Genomic DNA, 18,487 nt, shown 5'->3' on the forward strand with positions numbered 1-18,487 from the left:
TGTTTTTTTTAGCTAAAAAATTGATTTTCTAAACTATATTGCTTCCCTGAAACAATGTCATATTGAATCAGTCGGTATTCCTCATATAGTTGTTCTTGCTTTTTATTCATTTCTACTGTTTTTTTCCATTCCCCACCGAGATAGTAATTTCCCTTTTCAAAAGCAGGCAATTGTTCTTGTACCTCATTTAGCATAGCGTAAAATCCCGATTGCGGTAAGCCGCTTTGTTGGAACAGTGAGGGAGCAAAATAAAATGGACTAATAGTTGCTTGATGCTGATTTTTTTCTGTTAACTGGTTCGCCGTATCATACATTAGAAATTCTGTCTGGTGAAGGGCTGCCCCTTCATTCAACGCTTGAATGTTTTCATCATAAATACTTGGTAAGTGATCTCCCCAAAAAACGACTAATGTGCGTTTGGGCATTTTTTCGATTTCTTGTAGGAAATTTTTCAAAGCTTCGCTACTGTAGGCAATATCTTGCAAGTAATTATTGAGCGCGACTTGATTGCCGTTTCCTTGAGAAAAATAATTGGACGTTGTGTATTTATTTTCATAGGGCATATGTGTTTGCATAGTAACTAAATGAATGAATTGCGGTTGCTCTTTTTCTTTAAGCAGTGTCGTCACTTCCTGATACGCTGCTTGATCTGAAATGTAAGGATTATTTTCTAGTTTATCTGTATAGTTCATTGTTTTTTCATTGATAAATTGATCAAAACCTAAAATTTTATATACATCTTTTCGTTTATACATAGATGTATTGTACGGATGAATAGCCGTTGTTTGGTACTTTTGTTCCTTAAGTAATGAAACAATGGAAGGCAATTCCGTCATCTTAGGAATCATCATTGTATAAGGTGTAGTCATTTGGGCATTCATTAATTCCATCGAAAAACTTGTTAGGGCTTCAAATTCAATATTCGCAGTTCCGCCCCCGTAGTTTTGTGAAAGCATCTGGCCACTGTAAGTTTTATCAGCGATTTGCTGATAATCAGCTAAAGGATTACCAATAATGGACAAGCCTTTCAGATGATCTGGATTTGAAAAACTTTCACTCATGACAAACACAATATTTGGTTGCTCATTGTTCGGCACTGTTTTCGCCTCGGCCAACTTTTGATATTTCTGAGTAATTTCTGAAATAGCTTCTTTTGAATAACCCTTTGGTTGGTCCATAGCCTCTACTTTTAAATTATATAGAAAACCACCAATAAATCCTGTATTGTAGTAATTCATTTTTTGGCTGTAAGGAATCCATAACGCGGTTTTATTATAGGCTTTACGTAACAAATTTTGCGGATTGTTAAAATCACCAATATATGAAAATAGACCAATCGAAAGAACAAGACTTAACACACGAATCGTTTGTTTTTTCTTCGATAAAAAGAAACTTTTATAAAAGGCTTTTCCTAAGAAAAGAAGTGCTACACAACCTAACGCTACCACAAAAATAAACGGCCATAAACCAACCATTTCTTTTAATAAACTAACTTCTGTGATCATTTTTAAGTCGTCTGGGTAAATAGGTTCGACACGATAAAACATCTTTTGATAGTCCGCAAATCCTAAAACACCTATTATGACACTATATAAAAGAGCGCCAACTCCTAATGAACCTGCCAAACTACATAAAAAAAGTAAAAAAACGCTTAGCACAAAACAACCTAAGAAAAACTTTTCCGTATGCCACGAAAAAGCAAACTTGAAGGCTAAATCAACAGACAAGTTATTCTGACACCATTGCAAATATAAATTACTAAAAATAATTAATATGATGAACCCGATTCCATACAAAAGGTAGCGGTAGGGCCATCGTTTAAATTTCTCAACTCTCTTTTTCACATCGATCTCCTATTCAAAAACTAGTAATGTATTTATTTTATGCTTCTTGAAAAAGAATGTAAAGAAGTAGCTAGCAAAGAAGTCTAAGGAATGGTAAAGAAAAAATGTTATTTGTTGCAAAAATAATTTTCCAGTGGTATAGTAACAATGGAATTTCGTTATCAGTTATCGTCGCCTTTTTAGAGTACTTTATGAAAGGAGAATAACTATGACTTACAAAGTAAAAAACATTCAATACCGTATTCAATTAGACACAGACAAAAATATTTTCATTGTTTTTGATGCAAAAAATGAAAGTAAAACAGCAACTGGTCACACAATTGAAGAAGCAATTGCACACTTAAAACAATTAAACTAAGGAGTGACAAACATTTCCATGCAAGACCCTTTAGGTAGTTATTTAAGCTAAAAGCCGTTTAGTAAAGAAAAAATACTAGACGGTTTTTTTGTATCTTCTTCGCCTTTTATTTTTTACATAGTATACTGAAACAAACGGAGGTGTTTTTATATGACCATCATTGCAAACTATATTCGCCAGCAACCCCAACATCAAACACAGTTAACAGAAATCTACCAAGCAATTTTAGCGGTTGTTCCTCAGGAGACTACTGAAAAAATCGCTTATGGAATGCCGACCTTTTACTTAAATGGCAATTTAGTGCATTTTGCGGCGGCCAAGCAACATTTAGGTTTCTATCCTACGCCATCAGCCATCCAACGTTTCAGCAAAGAATTACGCCCTTTTAAAACCTCGAAAGGTGCCATTCAATTTCCCTACACGCAAGAGTTACCTCTTTCATTAATACAGGAAATAGTTAAATTCCGTGTACAAGAGAACATGAAGAGCGTGGGACAAAAATCACTTTGAATTTTTGTCCCACGCTCAAAAACTAATAAACGGCGGGAACAGAAGCAACTCCTTCGGAAATAAGCCGAAATTGTTGAGAATCACGAAGAACGTAGTAATTCGATGATGAACAATACCTACTTGGTCTCCAAAAATTGAAGAACAATTTTCGGAAATTCCTTCTTATTTCTCGGAGTTAAACACTTCTGTCCCGACCTATTCATGTTCTTAAAATTTTTTCCATCGCTTTTCCCTTGGCCAACTCGTCGATTAACTTATCTAGGTAACGGATTTTTTGCATTAAAGGATCTTCAATTTCTTCCACGCGATAGCCACAAATTACGCCTTTGATCAATTGGGCGTTTTCATTAAAATTGGGTGCTTCTTCAAAAAATGTTTCCATCGTTACTTTTTGAGCCAATTGTTGTTGCAAGCCTTTTTCATCATAACCAGTTAACCAGTAAATAATTTCGTCAACCTCCGCTTGCGTTCGATTTTTACGTTCTGCTTTTTGGATGTATAGCGGGTAGACACTGGCAAAGGTCATTGTATAGATTTTCGGTTTTGTCATTGGTTTTCCTACTTTCTGAAGTATTCTCTCTTCAGTCTACCACAGGCTTGCTGGAAAAAGAGGCTATTTTGTCTTAGTAATCAAATTGACGATAATAACGACGAATCTCTAATGGGTGACAATTTAATTTTTCTACATGCGCATCAATGCGTTGCGTTACCGCATGCATTAGGAGAAATGAAATAACTCGGCCACGATATTTTTCACTAATTCCTGGAAGTTCATACGCTTTCGAATCAATAATTGTATAATTGGCACAGATTTTCGGCAATAATTTTGCTACTCGTTCTGCCAACGGTCGCTGCTCGTCTTCTCCAATAAACAACGTTACTGGCGTAGTTTCATCTACAATTTCTAGCGTTCCATGTAAGAACTCTGCTGCATGAATTGATTTTGAGCGAAGCCAACTTTGCTCTTCCCAATAGCACATTGCATAAGAATAGACCGCTCCCCATTGGTTCCCTGCGCCAATAAAATAGTGAATGCTATCATGACGATGTTTTTCCGCAAAAGCTAAGCCAAACGCATCGGCACTTTTTTCGGCTTCAGCTAAACCTGTAGGCAAATATTCTTCCAATTCTTGGTAATAATTTTCGTAATCTGTAAATTCGTTGTTTTTTTGCATTAAACGATCAGCTACCATAAAGAACTTGATTTGCTCAGTTCCTGGGGCTGGATAAGTCACCACATAATCACATAAATCTGCTAAAAGACTGTCTTTTGCATCGATAAAACCAAATAACGTCGCGCCGACCTTTTTGATTTCTTGAACGGCTTGCACCACTTCTTGTGTTGTCCCAGTAACGGAAGACAAGATGACGAATGATTTTTCTGTTAAACGTTTATTGCCTGTTGTGTAATACTCAGCAGCATGTTGAACATAGATTGGTAAATTACTTTTTCCATTCGCATAAGTAACTGCTTGCATGGCTGAAGCATAAGTACCGCCGATTCCTAAATAATAAACCGCATCAAATCCTTTCGTCCAAACTTGATCAACAACTTTTTCAACATCTGAACGCAAGGCTAAGGCACCTCGTATGTCTTTGATTTGTTGTTCTTCATTAAATTTTAACATGGCTGATTTCCCTCTTTCTTTGCTATTTTACTTTTTAGGACACAATCAAAATCATCAAAAATCCGTTGAGATAAATCAATTCCTTTACTTGTAGCTACTTGATACGCCAAATATTGAAATGGAATAACTAATAATAAAGGACTAATTTTTTCTTCGACATCACTTGCTAACTCTAACGTATTTGATGCTCTCGTTGAACGCGTTGTAATTGTGTAACATTGACCAACATAATTGGCTAGATAGTTTTTCAAGGCTTGGCTACGTGCTTGAATAGGACTTTGATTTTCAATAAAAAACAAAAGATGTGTAGTATCCGCTTCAAGATAAGGCCCATGCATATAGGCTTCGACTTCAAATCCTTGGGAAGGTAAGCGAACTGTTTCTGTAAACTTCGTCTCAAACTCTTTCGCCGTACCAATATTGGGCCCATAACCAATTGCGATAAATCGTGTCCCCTCTGTTAATTCTTTTTTCGTTTTTTGCCAAAATTGTTCGGTTTTATAAATCACCGAATCGATTTCCTGAATTGCTTTGGCAAGTTTTGCTAATTCTTCTTCAACCTCTACTTTTGTTAATTGATGCTTTTGATAGCCCAGTTTCAAACCAAATAGAAATAAATTTAAAAGTGTTGCCGTATAGCCTTTTGTGACAAAACCAACTGTTTCAAGCCCCATTTTTAAATCCAAGACTTCATCCACAACCTCCGTAATCGGGCTGGTGACATCACTTGTCAAGGCCACTGTTTTTACAGACGTTTGGTTTTTAATTTTTGCAATGGCATCAATTGTTGAAGCACTTTTACCACTTTGCGAAACCGCTACGACCAGATCAAACCGATCATCCACTTTGCCATAATGAGCAAAATTGAACGGCTCTTGGATTTCTACATAAATAGGCGCCACTTCTTCAAGGTAAACTTTAGCCGCCTGACAAGCGTTATGTGACGAGCCAGTTGCTAAAATTAGACAGTGCGTGACCTTTGAAACGTCTGTATCAGTTAATTGAAATTGGTTAAGAATCTGAGTTAGAGCTGCTTGCTCCTCATTTATATAATCCAGCATCGTTTTCATATTTTGCCTCCTAAAATAGACCAATTAATGAGCCAAGAATTCCGACAATTGCCATGCCACCTAAAATCGCTAAAGGTTTTACTTCTTTTTTCAATAAATAAAAAACAAAACCAAAAGATGCAAGCGGTAATAATTTAGGCATGATATCGTCAAAGATACTTTGAACCGTGACTGCATTTTTGCCACTTCCGCTGATTGTAATCGGGATAGTTAAATCAATCATGGAGGCGGTCATAGCACCTACCACCATCAAGCCAATTATTGAAGCGCCTAATGTGAGACTTTCCATCATGCCATTTGCTTGAATTTTTTTGAGAAAACCAGTTCCTAATTTGTAGCCCCAACGATTCAGTAAATAACGAACAATCACATGAGGAACGTTAAAAATGAGTAAAAATAGAATTGGCCCTAACACATTCCCTTGTAAAGCTAACGAAGTTCCAACACCTGTTGCAATCAAGCGTAAGGTTCCCCAGAAAAAGGAATCACCTAAACCAGCTAAAGGTCCCATTAACGAGGTTTTAATACTATCGATTGTTCCAACTTCAAAATTTTCGTCCAGAACATTTTCTTCTTCCATTGCAGCATTAATTCCTAAAATAAACGTCACGATATGCGGCGTAGTATTAAAGAAAGCAAGATGCCGTTTTAAAGCTGCCGCCATCTCTTCTTTTTGAGGATATAATTTCTTTAAAATAGGGATCATGGCATAGACATAAGCCATATTCATCTGACGTTCATAATTCCATGAAAATTCCATTTGAAATGAACGCCAAAAGACTTGATTAAGTTCTTTTTTTGTAATTAAGTTTTCTGTCTTAGTTTTAGAAGTCTTCGTCATCATCAATTACCTCCCCACTCGTTGTTTGTATTGTTTCATTCTTTCCTTTGGCATAATTCATGATATTCACAACAATTACCGCTGTAATGGCACCCAAAATTGCTACTCCTGTTACAGGTAACTTAAAGTAAGCCATTAAGACAAAGCCTAAAAAGAAATATGGCGCCACTTGTTTGTTAATCAGTAAGCGTGCAAGCATCGCAAATCCTAGCGCTGGAATAATCCCCGTTGCAACAGACAACCCATGTTGAATAAATTCAGGGATCAGATCAAGTAAGCCTTTAATGGTGTTGCTGCCCACGGCAAATGAAATAGTTACAATGAGCGCTAGCATGAACGATAAGCCAAAGCCTGCAAGTAAATGCATGCGCTCCACCCCTTTATATGCTCCTTCTTCAGCATACTGATCAGCTTTTTGACTCATGATTGGGATGAGCAAACCCAAATAAATATTTTTAAGAATCAACGTTAACGTTGCGATTGGCAAGCCTAAGACTAAGGCTGTTTCTGTTCCTGCGCCAGCAGTAATAGCAAACGCTGTACCAAGAATCCCACCAGTCACTACATCAGGTGGGATTGATGCGCCCACTGAAAAAGAACCGATGAAAGCTAACTCTAAGGTCGCGCCCATGATTACGCCCGTTTTGACATCACCTAATACAATTCCGACAAATAAACCGGTTACAATTGGTCTTGAAAGCAACGAGGTTCCTAAAGCATATTCCGACTGCGCAATAAAAGCGATGCAACCTAAAAGAATCGCTTGTCCTATCATTTGTATTTCTCCTTTCTACAAGACATTTAATGCTGCTACTTTTTTGTCATTTGGGACTTGTCGAATTTCAACTTCACAACCATTTGCGACCAATTCTTTAACCATTTTTTCTTCATCCGGCGTAATATTAATTGCTTTAGAAATGTTTCGAGTATTTTCCCTTACTTTCATCCCTCCTAAGTTAATTTCTTTTATTTCTGGATAAGCAGTAGCCAATCGATAAGCATCTTCCACACTCTCAACTACAATAAAAAGTTTGTATTTTTCTGTAACACCACTTTTTAGTGCGGAAATCGCATCTTCAATCGTTTTAATGACCAGTTTTACTCCTGCTGGTTTAGCTAGCTTAATGGTTGTTTTTCGAATATCATTTTTAGGTACGTCATCATTTGCGATTAAAATACAATCGGCGCCTAAGCCTTGGGTCCATGAAAAAGCCACTTGACCATGTAACAAGCGATGATCGACTCTTAACAATTTAATCATTTCATTTCCTCCTAAAATTCTTCTTCTAAAATTTCTTTACTAGATAACTCGTTACAATAACAAAGACTTTCTTGTCCGTTTTCAACGGCACGTTTTACTAAATCAACTAATGAATCAACAGTATTTATTTGGGTATATATTTCAATTAACGTTGCTAAATTTAATCCTGAAATTAAATGCATTGCTTGTTTCCCCACATAATTAAAGAATTCGTTATTCACGCTTCCGCCAAATAGGTCTGTAATCACAATTAATTCATTTTGTTGATTGTTCTTTAAAATGTCTTTGACCGTCTTGGCTAAATCATAAGGTTGTTCCATATAAGCGCAAAGACATTCCACATTCTTTGTTTCACCACAAATTAAAGCTAATGATGTCTGAATCCCTGCAGCGAAATTACCATGTGTTGCCAGAATAATTTTACGTTCCATTTTCTTCACCTCACTTACTTCTTTACATAGCAAAAAGAGTGCCAAAAAAGTGGCACTCTCTCCTTTTTATTTTAAAAATCGCTTTCTGCGTTGTTAAACTCCGTTTTTCCAAACAACACATCATAAACATAAAAAAGCTCCGATTCAGGTATATTGACACTATAAACTTTTTCAATGACACTAAACGCCTCTTTCAACTCTTGCAAGACCGTTCTTTGACACTGCTTTAGTTGTTCGGCGCCATTATAATTTTCAATAGGTTCATTCCGGATTAATCGTTCAATTAAACAACTGACATGGACATATACCGCCAATTTACGATCATTTTGAATCGTTTGTTGCCACCGCTCTTCTAATTGAATTAAAAAGACTTCTACTTGTCGAATAATTTTTTCTGTATCTAAAATCGTCACTGATTGAATGACCCGATCTAATGAAAAGTTACGAATCAACTCATGATTTACATAGGACAGCATATCTTTAGTTAATTCTCTCTTTGTCCATTCTAAAAGGGTCGTAATTCCTTTTCCTGCAATCAACTCTTCTAAAGAGATATACGGGAGGTCATTTGAAGACGGGTTGTTTGTACCGATGATGCCGACAATCTCATATTCTGGGAAACTTTCTTTGATCGATTCTGCATTACGTAATTGATTATATTCACAAGGAATAATCTTTAATTGTGCTTCTGCAGGTAAACTTTTTTCAAGTAAATCTCTAATTTTAACGGCTGTACCAATTCCGGTACTACACGTTGTTAAAATGACACGTTCCGTTTTATTTTCAGGTAATATGATTTCCCATTCATTTGGATGAACCGTTAACGCTTTTTGGGGCAATTCTTCAAAAGAAACTTCGTCTTTAATGGCTTCTCCTATAGACAGAGCCAAGCTTGTTGTCACATTATTCATTAATAAAAACGGACCTTCTTCTTCTACCGGAAAATACTGATAAATTTCTTTCAATGAACCCATATCAAAAAGAATTACTAAACCATTCCTCGTTTCTTGACGTTCCATATAGTGAATTAAGTGTTCGGAAATTTTTTTGGGAGTAACATCTAACGGCATGTCAAACGATTGAAAAATTGGCACATTTAACAGCCGATTTGCAACATTCGCAATACTACTTGCTGTGGCATATCCGTGGGCAACAATCACCGCTTTCGGATAGTGACTTTCCTTTACTGAACCCGAAGAGTGAAGATAAATGGTGACAATAATTCGATCCATCTGGGATAGTTCAATATCTAATGAACGTTTCACTAAAGTTAACAGTTGTTCAGCGTAGCCATAACTAGTTGCTAATTTAGTTTGAACTTCTGTTAAAAGTTCGTCAATGACTGTTGTAGGTTCTTTTTCTGGAAACCAATCAATACATCTTCGTTGAAACAGATAGGTGCTTAATGCATAGACTAAACTGCCATTAAACCGAATTTGATAAGACGATTCAATCGTTTCCAATAATTGACGGATATTTTGCGTAATAAACAATAGCATTTCGTGATTTTTCTCTCGCTTCTTTTCAAATAATAAATCATCGAATAAGCGTTCAATTTCTTTCGAGATGTCGTTATTAGCAGTGGAAAGATGATGATGGTGAGAGACATAAAGACGAAGGATTCGTTCATAACTCTGGATAATTCTTCTTTGCGCAAGCTCTGTTTCCTCTAACAAACTAACCAGATTCGTTTGCTCATCTAAACGAATAGGCAATTCATTTTCATCGGGAGCTAGTTTGATTGATTGATCCAGAAATTCTTTCGGTAGATCGTGTAAAGTGATTGGAATAACACGTTTATCAAGATTGGCGGCAAAGCTGCGTGCAGTAATAATTTTTATATTATTTCTTAATTCACCCACATTGCCTACATAATGGTGGTTTTCTAAAAGTTGGATAACTTGTGGCGTGATAGTAACTGCTTTTTGAATAGCTTGCTGTTCCTCATAAAATGCTCGCATAATTAATTGTTTTCTTTCCGCTTGAGTGCGTTCAGCAAGACTTGGGATTTTAATTTGAATAGGAATACGTCTTAAAAATGTCGTTAAAAAAGTGCTAGAAATTTCTTCAGTTGTGGCAAAGCACAACCGACACGTAACAGGAATGGGCCGATTGGTTTCACCCATCCGATAAATGATACCCTGATCTAAAAATGTAAACAACTTTTCCTGCCCTTCAGGACTCAAACGATGAACTTCATCTAAAAATAAAACGCCCCCTTCTGCACTTTGAAAGGCCCCAATTTTATCGGAATCTGCTCCCGTAAAAGCGCCTTTAAGATGCCCAAATAATTGACTAGTTAAAAGCTCTGGATTGTTGGCATATTGCGCACAATTAACTGTCACAAAAGGTGCTGAATCGTCAAGTAGTTCTTTTGAAAGACAAAACTGATAATATAAGGATGCTAAAAAACTTTTACCCGTACCACTTTCACCTGTAATTAAGACAGGCAAGCCACCGCCAGGATAAAGCGCTGCCATTTTCAATTGTTCGATGGTCTGAGCTAAACTACCGCGATAACCAATGACCGACTGAAAAAAATCACTTTTGCGATCAAAAACAGGCTGTTCATCGATCATTTCTTGGAAACTTTGATAAACAGTTCTTTTTAAAAGATAGTTTTGTTGTTGAAACGCTTCTTTATGAAAAAAGTAAACTGGTCGTGTATTGATCTTAACTAGAATCCCTTCTTCGTTTAACTGATTTAAATAGTGACTAGCTGTATTTCGTTTGATAGAAAATGTCGTTGCAATATTGCTTGCTGTGAAAATTTCACTGACTAAAGATGGTTCAAAAAAAGCTGTTTGATTGCGTAAATAATCAACAATTTGCATTTTTAACATAAAATCACCTCTCGTTTATCATAACGTACCTAAAAAAAACGTCAATATTCAAAATTTCTTTTGTTATTTTTCTTTATATAAGGAGCCCATTTTTTATGTTATTTAATCACAGGAACCTGATTCTATCATTGCAGAATAGGCTTTCATTCAGTATACTGTAAATAGAGGAACAAGAAACGAATTGGATAATTAGGCACTGAAAGAACGCACCACCGTTCTGAATGTTTCGAAACACACAACAGGTTATCGAAATGACCATTGGAGAAAAATTCCTTTTTCTCCGAGGTTAGCGATTGTGACATGTTGCAATCGTTTTTTGTCCTTAAAATGTTGAGAAAAAGAAAAAAGGCACTTTGCATGTCAGCACCACCTGACAAACAAAGCCCTTCATAGACAGCACAACCTATCTATTCCAGTTGCCTTTTTTGCTAGTTACACTAGCTAATTTTAGTGTACCCGATTTTCAGTGAAATTACTAGCATCTTTAAAATTTTTACTGAAACGATCAGCCTGTGCAATGAACTAGTTTTCTTCAGCGGCGGCAACCGCTGAGAAGCTTTTTCTCAAATTTTAAGTGAATAATGTATCATAAACTTTTTTGGCATATCCATCCGTCATATTACATACAAAGTCCACCGCCATTTTCAAACGATAATAGTCTTTTTCTGCTTCTGTAGCGTTCTTTGCTTCTCTTTTATACAACGCTTTCGCGCTTTCCGAAATATTATTAAAGATTCGCTCCTCATACTTATTCATGGAAACTTTTTCGTATTTCAGTACGACTGGAACAAATTCATCTAGTAAACGATTGATGATATTGAAGCCCAATACCTCTTGATCCAAAATTGTTTTTGTTTGAAAAACATAGACTCTAGAAAAGTTTTTTAATGCCTGAAAGCATTTCACTTCATCACAATCTTCAATGATAATTTCATTTTGATAGATACCACTCATAATTAAGTCATAATGATTAGCAAAATTTTTCGCTACGCTTTGACAAACAGCCCTTTGTGTCTTTCTCAAAAATTCTTGTAAGGTAGCTTCTTCTGTTTTATCTTTTTCTAACATTAAAAATTTTTTTGTTCCTGTTTGCGCATCAACAAACTGCTTTAAATCTTGATAGCTGTATAAACCATAATTATAGGCATCTTCGATATCTGAAAAAGTATAGGCGATATCATCTGAGGCTTCTAGCAAAAAGACTAATGGGTGTCGCTTATTTTGTGTTCCTGTCGCAAATTTAATGGCGTTAAAGACTTGTTTTTCCGAGTAAAAATAGCCAACTTTTTTAGACAAAAGCTGTTGCTTATTTAATTGATCTGAAGATGCCGTATATTTGATAACTGTATCTAATGTCGTGGCGGTTAGTTTCATTCCTGCTTTAGAAGTCCCATTATCATGATGCAGTTTTGTTAAAAGTCGGATGGTTTGAGCGTTTCCTTCAAAGTTAAGAAAATCATTTTGTTGTTGCTCCGAAAAATCAGACCAACAAGCATACAAAGGACCATTTTTTTCAAACCAAATACGAATGGCTTCTTCCCCAAAATGTCCAAAAGGGGGATTGCCGATATCATGGATTAATGCAGCTGTTTCTAACAACCGATAGCATTCTGATAATTCCATAACCTCAATGTTTCGTTCGTTCAACTGTGAAATAACTAATCTAAGTATATCCCTGCTATGCATTGCCACTTCTAAGCTATGTGTTAAACGTGTTCTTACAAAATCATTACGTTCTAAAGGAAAAACTTGTGTTTTATCTTGTAAGCGTCTAAATGCATCACTTTTAATTACTCTACGATAGTCACTATCAAAAGATTTACGAAGTTCTGTGGCTAAATCAACTTGCTTATTTAACCAGTCATTTTGATATTGTTTGCCATTATCAGAAATGCGATATGTACCAACCAACTGACGCCAATTCATTTTCATTTATTACCTCCTCCAATTACTCTACCTTCTCTAAATAAGAGACGTAAATATTTTTACATTTACCAATATCACTGAATTCCCGATTGTTATACGCCTTATCCTTTTTCAATTTAAACCGCACTTTTTCGCCTTCTTGAAAAGTTCCCCACGTAAGAAAAAAGAATAGCCAATGGCTTTCATCCTCTGATAGCGTGTCTAAACCTAAACTTTTAGGCTCAATTAAGCTAGGTAATTTAAAACAGTCATAGACCCCTTTTGCTGTGCCATACACAGGACGATGAGTGCTAAGAATCGTTTCAAAATATCCCTTTTCATCAGGTTTTAAATAACTTGCTTGCCGAATCAGTTGTGTCAGTTTATTTTGGAATGGCTGAATATTTTTCTCAACGTTTAGTTCAAAATCTGGCTCAGCTTGTACATCTGTATCATGAGATAACTTTTTTAATAAGCAGTTTATTTCATTAGTACTTGTCTTATCATTAAACGCAATCGCCAAACGCTCACTACTAATAACACCTTTCATATCTTTCATAGAAAAATTATTTAACGCAATTGGATAGTGTTTATCTGATAGCATCCAAGAAGCACCCATTTCGTTTAAACATGGAATACTCTGATAATAATGATCAGATAAAAAATACAGCATGACAGGTTGATTGGTTAGCTCCCTTTTAATCGTGTCAAAAATTAATTCTCCTGGCTGTACACCTGTTTCAATAGTGGAACTATAAAAAATATCCCGTGTTCGAAACCCAAACTTTTTAAGCAATTGGATAAACGCATCCACATATTCTTGATCCTTTGAACTATGACTAATAAAAATCTTTTTCCCGTTGCTCACTACTCAACATCCTCCAAGTTAAATTTGTGTTTTCATTTTTTTGTGAAATTCTATACTATTTCTTTAAGCGTACAGCGTTATCTGAAACCAGTCAATACTAAAATTATAAAATAACAATTATTTTGTTTTATTAAATTTTTATATAATGTTGTTTTGTTAATGTTTTGTTATTTTTAAACAAGTGATTATAGAGCGATGTACGGTTGAAGTTATTTCTAATCTATTTTTTTCAATATTTTTATAAATATAAAAAAACACGCCTTTCTTTGCAGAAAGGCGTGTTTTTACGTCCGAGTATAAGGAGAATTGGTTCATTAACCAATTGTCCCTTTAAGCGTTATTCATTAAATGAATTATTTGTTTTTTAAGTTGTAGAAAGATTTTAAGCCTTTGTATTCAGCTACATCGCCTAATTGATCTTCAATACGTAATAATTGGTTGTATTTAGCAATACGGTCAGTACGGCTTAATGAACCAGTTTTGATTTGGCCAGCGTTTGTTGCAACAGCGATATCAGAGATTGTTGAATCTTCTGTTTCACCAGAACGGTGAGATACAACTGCAGTGTAGCCAGCTTCTTTAGCCATTTCGATTGCTTCAAATGTTTCAGTTAAAGTACCGATTTGGTTAACTTTGATTAGGATTGAGTTAGCGATACCTTTTTCGATACCTTCAGCTAATTTAGTTGTGTTTGTTACGAATAAATCGTCACCAACTAATTGAACTTTGTCGCCTAATACTTCAGTTAATTTTTTGAATCCGTCCCAGTCGTTTTCGTCTAAGCCGTCTTCGATTGAAATGATTGGGTATTTAGAAACTAATTCTTCGTAGAACGCGATCATTTCTTCAGTTGTTTTTTCGCCTTCGCCTGAGTCAGCTAAAACGTAAACGCCTTTTTCTTTGTCGTAGAATTCTGAAGAAGCAGCATCCATAGCAAGAACAACGTCTTTACCAGGAACATAGCCAGCTTTTTCGATAGCTTCGATGATTACTTCGAAACCTTCTTCGTTTGAACCTAAGTTAGGAGCGAAACCACCTTCGTCACCTACTGAAGTAGCTAAGCCGCGACCTTTTAAGATTGAAGCTAATGCGTGGAATACTTCTGCACCCATACGTAAAGCTTCTTTGAATGTAGGCGCACCTACAGGCATGATCATGAATTCTTGGAAGTCAATACTGTTGTCAGCATGTGATCCACCGTTGATGATGTTCATCATTGGAGTTGGTAATACTTTTGTATTGAATCCGCCTAAGTAGTGATATAAAGGCACTTCTAGGTAATCAGCAGCAGCACGAGCTACGGCGATAGACACACCAAGAATAGCGTTAGCACCTAATTTACCTTTGTTAGGAGTTCCATCTAAATCGATCATTGCTTTATCGATAGCCATTTGATCGCGTACATCGTAACCGATGATTGCTTCAGCAATGATGTTGTTTACGTTATCTACAGCTTTAGTAACACCTTTACCTAAGTAACGAGCTTTGTCGCCATCACGTAATTCAACTGCTTCGTATTCACCAGTTGAAGCTCCTGAAGGAACCATTCCACGGCCGAAAGCTCCGCTTTCAGTGTAAACTTCTACTTCGATTGTTGGGTTACCGCGTGAGTCTAAGACTTCGCGTGCGTAAATATCAGTAATAATTGACATGTTTTGTCTCTCCTTTGAGTTTGTATTTATACTAAGGGGATTCCCTCATGTATGATTGTAGTTAATTCTCGCAAACTATGCAAACATTTTTTTGCAAAAGTCATTGAGAAAACGTTACCGTTAGTGATTTCTTATTTTACAGCATCTAATAAAGCTAGGAATGAATCTGCTTCTAAGCTTGCGCCGCCGACTAAAGCACCGTCAACGTTTTCTTTTGCCATATATTCAGCGATGTTTTCTGGTTTAACAGAACCACCGTATTGAATACGAACAGCTTCAGAAACTTCTTTGCCGTATAATTTTTCAACTGTTGAACGAACAACACCACAGATTTCATCTGCAATATTAGCATCTGCAGATTTACCAGTTCCGATTGCCCAGATTGGTTCGTAAGCGATAACCATTGAAGCAACTTGTTCGTTTGATAAACCAACTAAGCCGTTAGTGATTTGACCTTCGATCCATTCCGCTGTTTTACCAGCTTCATACGTTTCTAAAGTTTCACCACAACAGAAGATTGGTGTCATACCATTTGCAAAGATTGCTTTGGCTTTTTTATTGATATCTTCATCTGTTTCGTGGAAATATTCGCGACGTTCAGAGTGTCCGATAATCACATAGTCTACACCTAAATCTGCAATTGCAGCTGGTGAGTTTTCACCAGTGAAGGCACCAGCGTTTTCCCAGTAGCAGTTTTGTGCAGCTAATTTCACTTCAGAATCTTTTAGGTTCCAAGCTAAAGGAGCTAAGAATAATGCTGGAGATCCAATCACAGCGTCAACAACGTCGTTTGATGGAACAGCATTTTTTACTGCTTCTGCAAAGCTTTGTGCTTCGCTTAAAGTTTTGTTCATTTTCCAGTTACCAGCGATAATTGGTTTGCGCATGAAAAGCACATCCTTTTCTTTTTTTAAAAATATTGTCTTTTAAACTGATTATTTATCGTTAATAGAAGCTAAACCTGGTAAAGTTTTGCCTTCTAATAATTCTAAACTTGCTCCGCCACCTGTTGAGATGTGAGAGAATTTGTTTTCGTAGCCTAATTGAATTGCTGCAGCAGCAGAGTCCCCGCCACCGATGATTGTTGTTGCGTCTTCTAAATTAGCAATCGCTTCACAAACACCAATTGTTCCTTTGGCAAAGTTACTCATTTCAAATACGCCCATTGGTCCATTCCAAACAACTGTTTTCGCACCTTGTAATTCGTTAGCAAATAATTCAATTGTTTTTTCACCAATATCCAAGCCTTCTTCATCATCTGGGATTTCAGTTGAAGGAACCGTGTGGAAAGGAGCGTCATTGCTGAACTCTTTAGAGACAACTGTATCAACCGGTAAAACTAATTTGTCGCCAGCTTTTTCCATTAAGCTTTTCGCTAAGTCCACTTTATCTTCTTCAAGTAAAGATAAACCAACACTATAGCCTTGTGCTTTCATGAATGTGTAAGCCATACCGCCACCGATTAAAATTTTATCGGCTTTTTCAATTAGGTTTTCAATGACAGCGATTTTGTCAGAAACTTTAGCGCCACCCAAGATTGCTACGAATGGACGTTTTGGATTTTCAACAGCTTCGCCGATGAATTTAATTTCTTTTTCCATTAAGAAACCAGCAACTGTTGGGATACCAGTTGAAGCAATTCCAACGTTTGAGGCATGTGCACGGTGTGCAGTACCAAAAGCATCATTGACAAATACATCGCCTAAAGAAGCCCAGTATTTACCCAATTCAGCGTCATTGCCGCTTTCTTTTTTGCCGTCAACATCTTCAAAACGAGTGTTTTCAAATACTAAAACGTCGCCGTCTTTCATATTGTTAACAGCGTCTTCTAATTCTTTACCACGTGTTTCTGGAACAAAAGTAACTGGTTGACCTAGTAATTCGCTTAAACGTTCAGCCACTGGTTTTAATGATTTGCCAGCTTTGTCTTCTTCTGTTTTTACACGACCTAAATGAGAGAAAAGAATTGCTTTTCCGCCATTTTCAATCACGTATTTGATTGTTGGTAAAGCCGCTACGATACGATTATCGTTTGTGATCACGCCATCTTTTAACGGAACGTTAAAGTCAACACGGACAAGGACTTTTTTGTCTTTTAAATCTACATCTTTAATTGTCTTTTTAGCCATGAGTAGACCTCCTGTATTGTCAATTTTAGGATTTTTCTTTTTTAAAAAAAGAAAGCGGAGAAGCGCGTTGCTTCCCCGCTTATTATTTCACAATTGTTCAAATTTCACTAATGATAAGAATGAATCTTATAAGTTAGCGAAGTATTCTAAAGTACGAACTAATTGAGCAGTGTATGACATTTCGTTGTCATACCAAGCAACAGTTTTAACTAATTGTTTGTCGCCAACTGTCATAACTTTTGTTTGAGTTGCATCGAATAATGAACCGTAAGTCATACCTACGATATCAGAAGAAACGATTTCGTCTGTGTTATAACCATAAGATTCGTTAGCAGCTTTTTCCATTACTGCATTTACTTCATCAACAGTAACTTCTTTGTCTAATACAGTAACTAATTCAGTTAATGAACCAGTAGCTACAGGAACACGTTGAGCAGCGCCATCTAATTTACCGTTCAATTCTGGGATTACTAAGCCGATTGCTTTAGCAGCACCAGTTGAGTTAGGTACGATGTTTGCAGCAGCAGCGCGCGCACGACGGAAGTCGCCTTTAGGATGTGGTCCGTCTAATGTCATTTGGTCACCTGTGTAAGCGTGGATAGTTGTCATTAAACCTTCAACAACACCAAAGTTGTCATGTAAAGCTTTAGCCATTGGAGCTAAGCAGTTTGTAGTACAAGAAGCGCCTGAAATTACAGTTTCTTCTCCAGTTAATGTTTCATGGTTTGTGTTGTAAACGATTGTTGGTACATCGTTACCACCAGGAGCTGAAATAACTACACGTTTTGCACCAGCAGTTAAATGTTTTTCAGCAGCTTCTTTAGAAGTAAAGAAACCAGTACATTCTAAAACGATGTCTACGCCTAATTCGCCCCATGGTAATTCTTCAGGGTTACGGTTAGCTAAAACTTTGATTTCTTTGCCGTTAACGTTGAATGAACCTTCGTGAACTTCAACTGTACCGTTGAAACGGCCTTGAGTTGTGTCATATTTTAACAAGTGTGCTAACATTTTAGCATCTGTTAAGTCGTTGATTGCAACTACTTCGATTCCTTCTACATCTTGGATACGACGGAAAGCTAAGCGTCCGATACGTCCAAATCCATTAATACCTACTTTAACTGTCATTAAAGATTTCCTCCTTATG

General features: G+C 36.5%; 18 protein-coding genes. 2 read left to right on the forward strand and 16 right to left on the reverse strand.

The window, feature by feature from the left end:
• Positions 1 to 8: 8 nt before the first annotated feature.
• On the reverse strand, positions 9 to 1,844 hold the full coding sequence (locus tag IGJ46_RS07740) for an LTA synthase family protein (RefSeq protein WP_023628269.1): 1,836 nt from the start codon (positions 1,842 to 1,844) through the stop codon (positions 9 to 11).
• Between the two features lie 208 nt (positions 1,845 to 2,052).
• Here IGJ46_RS07740 and IGJ46_RS07745 point away from each other — a divergent pair, with 208 nt between their 5' ends.
• Entirely contained in the window at positions 2,053 to 2,202 is a 150-nt protein-coding gene (locus IGJ46_RS07745; protein WP_002357118.1) for a hypothetical protein, read from the forward strand.
• A 150-nt stretch (positions 2,203 to 2,352) separates the two neighbouring features.
• The gene (locus IGJ46_RS07750; protein ID WP_002364154.1) at positions 2,353 to 2,712 is read left to right on the forward strand and encodes an iron chaperone; all 360 of its coding nucleotides are present in this window, start codon (positions 2,353 to 2,355) and stop codon (positions 2,710 to 2,712) included.
• A gap of 199 nt (positions 2,713 to 2,911) precedes the next feature.
• Here the strand turns inward: IGJ46_RS07750 and IGJ46_RS07755 are convergent, their stop codons facing one another.
• From IGJ46_RS07755 to gap, 15 genes are all read right to left on the reverse strand, one after another.
• Complete coding sequence (locus IGJ46_RS07755) at positions 2,912 to 3,262, reverse strand: DUF2200 domain-containing protein (protein WP_002360043.1); 351 nt, start codon at positions 3,260 to 3,262, stop codon at positions 2,912 to 2,914.
• Between the two features lie 73 nt (positions 3,263 to 3,335).
• Complete coding sequence (locus IGJ46_RS07760) at positions 3,336 to 4,340, reverse strand: SIS domain-containing protein (protein ID WP_002357110.1); 1,005 nt, start codon at positions 4,338 to 4,340, stop codon at positions 3,336 to 3,338.
• The gene (locus IGJ46_RS07765) at positions 4,334 to 5,410 is read right to left on the reverse strand and encodes an SIS domain-containing protein (protein ID WP_002370979.1); all 1,077 of its coding nucleotides are present in this window, start codon (positions 5,408 to 5,410) and stop codon (positions 4,334 to 4,336) included. The genes IGJ46_RS07760 and IGJ46_RS07765 overlap by 7 nt, the downstream gene beginning before the upstream one ends.
• A 10-nt stretch (positions 5,411 to 5,420) precedes the next feature.
• Positions 5,421 to 6,254, reverse strand: coding sequence for a PTS system mannose/fructose/sorbose family transporter subunit IID (locus IGJ46_RS07770; protein ID WP_002384383.1), 834 nt, complete (start codon positions 6,252 to 6,254; stop codon positions 5,421 to 5,423).
• The gene (locus tag IGJ46_RS07775) at positions 6,235 to 7,026 is read right to left on the reverse strand and encodes a PTS mannose/fructose/sorbose/N-acetylgalactosamine transporter subunit IIC (protein WP_002357107.1); all 792 of its coding nucleotides are present in this window, start codon (positions 7,024 to 7,026) and stop codon (positions 6,235 to 6,237) included. Before IGJ46_RS07775 ends, IGJ46_RS07770 begins: the two co-directional genes overlap by 20 nt.
• 15 nt (positions 7,027 to 7,041) lie before the next feature.
• A complete protein-coding gene (locus IGJ46_RS07780) occupies positions 7,042 to 7,512 on the reverse strand; it encodes a PTS sugar transporter subunit IIB (protein WP_202229489.1) in 471 nt (156 codons plus the stop codon).
• 11 nt (positions 7,513 to 7,523) lie between these two features.
• Positions 7,524 to 7,943 (reverse strand): PTS sugar transporter subunit IIA, encoded by a 420-nt coding sequence (locus IGJ46_RS07785; RefSeq protein WP_002389037.1) that lies wholly within the window; start codon positions 7,941 to 7,943, stop codon positions 7,524 to 7,526.
• Between the two features lie 71 nt (positions 7,944 to 8,014).
• Positions 8,015 to 10,786 (reverse strand): sigma 54-interacting transcriptional regulator, encoded by a 2,772-nt coding sequence (locus IGJ46_RS07790; protein ID WP_002371995.1) that lies wholly within the window; start codon positions 10,784 to 10,786, stop codon positions 8,015 to 8,017.
• A gap of 143 nt (positions 10,787 to 10,929) precedes the next feature.
• Entirely contained in the window at positions 10,930 to 11,145 is a 216-nt protein-coding gene (locus IGJ46_RS07795; RefSeq protein ID WP_002357102.1) for a hypothetical protein, read from the reverse strand.
• Between the two features lie 211 nt (positions 11,146 to 11,356).
• Positions 11,357 to 12,718 (reverse strand): deoxyguanosinetriphosphate triphosphohydrolase, encoded by a 1,362-nt coding sequence (locus IGJ46_RS07800; protein ID WP_218391166.1) that lies wholly within the window; start codon positions 12,716 to 12,718, stop codon positions 11,357 to 11,359.
• A 16-nt stretch (positions 12,719 to 12,734) separates the two neighbouring features.
• Positions 12,735 to 13,559: a toll/interleukin-1 receptor domain-containing protein gene (locus IGJ46_RS07805; protein WP_202563322.1), complete on the reverse strand. Its 825-nt coding sequence runs from the start codon at positions 13,557 to 13,559 to the stop codon at positions 12,735 to 12,737.
• A 353-nt stretch (positions 13,560 to 13,912) separates the two neighbouring features.
• Entirely contained in the window at positions 13,913 to 15,211 is a 1,299-nt protein-coding gene (eno, locus tag IGJ46_RS07810) for a phosphopyruvate hydratase (protein WP_002357098.1), read from the reverse strand.
• A 131-nt stretch (positions 15,212 to 15,342) separates the two neighbouring features.
• On the reverse strand, positions 15,343 to 16,098 hold the full coding sequence (gene tpiA / locus IGJ46_RS07815) for a triose-phosphate isomerase (RefSeq protein ID WP_002360035.1): 756 nt from the start codon (positions 16,096 to 16,098) through the stop codon (positions 15,343 to 15,345).
• Between the two features lie 48 nt (positions 16,099 to 16,146).
• Positions 16,147 to 17,340 (reverse strand): phosphoglycerate kinase, encoded by a 1,194-nt coding sequence (locus IGJ46_RS07820; protein WP_002357094.1) that lies wholly within the window; start codon positions 17,338 to 17,340, stop codon positions 16,147 to 16,149.
• Positions 17,341 to 17,466: 126 nt separating this feature from the next.
• On the reverse strand, positions 17,467 to 18,468 hold the full coding sequence (gene gap / locus IGJ46_RS07825; protein ID WP_002357093.1) for a type I glyceraldehyde-3-phosphate dehydrogenase: 1,002 nt from the start codon (positions 18,466 to 18,468) through the stop codon (positions 17,467 to 17,469).
• Positions 18,469 to 18,487 lie beyond the last annotated feature (19 nt).

The organism is Enterococcus sp. AZ120, from assembly GCF_050546165.1.
GTDB classification, from domain to species: domain Bacteria; phylum Bacillota; class Bacilli; order Lactobacillales; family Enterococcaceae; genus Enterococcus; species Enterococcus faecalis.

Coding starts and splice junctions, on each gene's coding strand:
- IGJ46_RS07745 (WP_002357118.1), top strand. CDS start 2,053: ATGACTTACAAAGTAAAAAACATTCAATACCGTATTCAATTAGACACA.
- IGJ46_RS07750 (WP_002364154.1), top strand. CDS start 2,353: ATGACCATCATTGCAAACTATATTCGCCAGCAACCCCAACATCAAACA.
- IGJ46_RS07755 (WP_002360043.1), bottom strand. CDS start 3,262: ATGACAAAACCGAAAATCTATACAATGACCTTTGCCAGTGTCTACCCG.
- IGJ46_RS07760 (WP_002357110.1), bottom strand. CDS start 4,340: ATGTTAAAATTTAATGAAGAACAACAAATCAAAGACATACGAGGTGCC.
- IGJ46_RS07765 (WP_002370979.1), bottom strand. CDS start 5,410: ATGAAAACGATGCTGGATTATATAAATGAGGAGCAAGCAGCTCTAACT.
- IGJ46_RS07770 (WP_002384383.1), bottom strand. CDS start 6,254: ATGATGACGAAGACTTCTAAAACTAAGACAGAAAACTTAATTACAAAA.
- IGJ46_RS07775 (WP_002357107.1), bottom strand. CDS start 7,026: ATGATAGGACAAGCGATTCTTTTAGGTTGCATCGCTTTTATTGCGCAG.
- IGJ46_RS07780 (WP_202229489.1), bottom strand. CDS start 7,512: ATGATTAAATTGTTAAGAGTCGATCATCGCTTGTTACATGGTCAAGTG.
- IGJ46_RS07785 (WP_002389037.1), bottom strand. CDS start 7,943: ATGGAACGTAAAATTATTCTGGCAACACATGGTAATTTCGCTGCAGGG.
- IGJ46_RS07790 (WP_002371995.1), bottom strand. CDS start 10,786: ATGTTAAAAATGCAAATTGTTGATTATTTACGCAATCAAACAGCTTTT.
- IGJ46_RS07795 (WP_002357102.1), bottom strand. CDS start 11,145: ATGCAAAGTGCCTTTTTTCTTTTTCTCAACATTTTAAGGACAAAAAAC.
- IGJ46_RS07800 (WP_218391166.1), bottom strand. CDS start 12,718: ATGAAAATGAATTGGCGTCAGTTGGTTGGTACATATCGCATTTCTGAT.
- eno (WP_002357098.1), bottom strand. CDS start 15,211: ATGTCAATTATTACTGATATTTACGCACGCGAAGTCTTAGACTCACGC.
- tpiA (WP_002360035.1), bottom strand. CDS start 16,098: ATGCGCAAACCAATTATCGCTGGTAACTGGAAAATGAACAAAACTTTA.
- IGJ46_RS07820 (WP_002357094.1), bottom strand. CDS start 17,340: ATGGCTAAAAAGACAATTAAAGATGTAGATTTAAAAGACAAAAAAGTC.
- gap (WP_002357093.1), bottom strand. CDS start 18,468: ATGACAGTTAAAGTAGGTATTAATGGATTTGGACGTATCGGACGCTTA.